Below are 2068 nucleotides of genomic sequence, written 5' to 3'. Positions count from 1 at the left end.
ATCCGCCGCTACATCATCTGGCGGAACAAACACGCCGCCGACGAACGCCTCCGCGAGGTCGTGAAGAAGGCGAACGTTGCCTGATGCGGCACTAGGTACTCGCCCGGCGAGACGCGGCGAGGCTCGGGGGGTTCGAAAAGAGCGCACATGAGCACCATCCTCCGCCACACCGGAGCCAGCCCCAATCGCTCAACGGCGTCGCCCTCTGCAAAAACCGCGTGTGACGGCTGACATCAGCGGCTGACACCAACAAGCACGAACAGCAGGGCTCGGCGCCGGATCTCAGTGAACGATCGACCGAGGCGCAGGCGCGGTCGGTCGACGTTGACAGACCCCAGTGATCGACCTGGCAAGGATGAGGCCGGATCTCAAAATCTGCTTCCAGTGTCAGCGCTCCAGGGGTGACGCCTGATCCGCCTGGAGCGACGCGCTGCGGAGGGCGGTGGGTAGCGGTGGGTGTGCAACGGCGCGATAGCTTGGAGAACACCCTTGCATGCGGCCTGTTTCAAGAGGAAGATCCCGGCCGGCCAAGGAGGCGTGATGTTGCCGTTCATGGACTGGTCCCTAGTCGCGATGGGGTGTCTGATCGTTCTTGGAAGTCTCGGCGCCCGCCGGTGGAAACGCACCATGGTTTCGAAGGGACAGAGTCCCGGCCAGGGCATACGTTTCTTCTGGCCTCCCCTCCTAATGGGCGTGGTGCTGATCGACGGCCAGGTGCCCCGCCTGTTGCACGCGCCCTGGCTGGTTGTCGAACTCGCTGACGCGCTCAACCTCGCGTTGGCCATCACGGCTGCCATCACGTTGTTCTTCGCCTCCCGGTCGGGCGTCGCTTCCTCCGGTGGCGCGGCACAATGCGACAGCCACGACGGCGGTGCCCCACCAGGCTCCTCTTAGGGATCCACCCGACCGACTGCGATACAGCAGCGAAGTACGCAACCTCAGCAACCGGCCCCGTCCGGCAGCGTCCTCGTACGGCCGTCGCCCGACCGGTATGACCGTCACCGGCCGATCCGTATGGAACCACGGATCAGATGTTCCCCGTGCCACAACCGTGCCAGATCGAGCGGGGAGCCACGGGGAGCTGCGGGCGCTGGCCGTGCACAGAACCCACGTCCGCCAGAACCCGCTTAACGCAGGTCAGCCGCCGAGTTGCCCAACCTCGCTCCTAAAGCGGTAGTCGGCAGCAGTCTCGTGCGCGTAGCTGCTTTCGGCGCCTTGAGATGAATATGAGTGGCTCCCTGCCCGCAGATGGATGCTTGGGTACAAGTAGGTCCGACCGGCAAGAAGTTGCTGCCGCTGACGGTCAAGAACGCTGGTCAGGCGCCCGCTTCGAGTGGTCACGAGCACTGAGGTGAGCGAGGCACTCGATCGGGTGATGGAGGCGCTGACGGGGGTGAGCGAGGAGGAAGTGGCGGCTGCGCTGGCTGCGGTCGGCGCTTCGGTCCCCCGCCCGTTGTCGCCCCCGACGCCCTCTCGGACGCCGTTGCCGGGCCCGGGAAGTACCCCGTACATCGTTTCCGTGGTGGAGTGGGTCTGAGGGGCCTGCCCAAGCTTGCGTGACTGCTCGGCCCCAGCCTCTTTTCCTGATGGGAGAGGGCTCGTAGGTGTGCGAGGGCATGGGCCGGCTCGATGAGATCTGTAAGGTCCCCAGCCTCGGCTGAGTCACAACTTCCTCTACTGGGTTTTCAAGCCCCGGCTGCGCTCCGCTCCGCCGGGCGCGCTTTCCGGCTCCGCTGCGGGCGACGCTCCTGCCTCCGGCCCGCTCCGCCCGCGCTGCGCCGACGCGCGCCCACACCTGAATAGGGCCGGAGGCCATGAGCCGATCACCGCAGAGAGCGGCCCGCGGTCCAGGCAATGCCTCCGGCGGGGGATCGGCCGGCACCGGGATGGAGGGAGCGCCGTTTCCGACCGCGGGTCCGTAGTGGCGTGCGCGGGGAGCTCCCATCCCGTCCGCCATCGACCCAGGCAGAGCCGAGCAGACGCGGCCCATGGCGTCCAGGAAGCTCCTATAGATCGTCAAGCAGTCTGTAGGAGTTCTGCCTGTGAGGTGTTCGTACTGGTCAGGTGC

The 2068-nt window shown here is 66.3% G+C and carries 1 protein-coding gene and 1 pseudogene; both read left to right on the top strand.

What is annotated here, in order from left to right:
- Positions 1-84, top strand: a pseudogene (locus tag AB0A61_RS41025) (transposase); the annotation flags it as partial.
- 456 nt (positions 85-540) lie between these two features.
- Entirely contained in the window at positions 541-894 is a 354-nt protein-coding gene (locus AB0A61_RS41020) for a hypothetical protein (RefSeq protein WP_361304717.1), read from the top strand.
- Positions 895-2068: the final 1174 nt, after the last annotated feature.

The sequence above is a fragment of the Streptomyces sp. NPDC046197 genome (assembly GCF_040646295.1).
Taxonomy (GTDB): domain Bacteria; phylum Actinomycetota; class Actinomycetes; order Streptomycetales; family Streptomycetaceae; genus Streptomyces.
The sequence above is the reverse complement of the archived record's forward strand: the minus strand, read 5'-3'. Positions and strand labels throughout refer to the sequence as shown.

Coding starts and splice junctions, on each gene's coding strand:
- AB0A61_RS41020 (WP_361304717.1), top strand. CDS start 541: ATGTTGCCGTTCATGGACTGGTCCCTAGTCGCGATGGGGTGTCTGATC.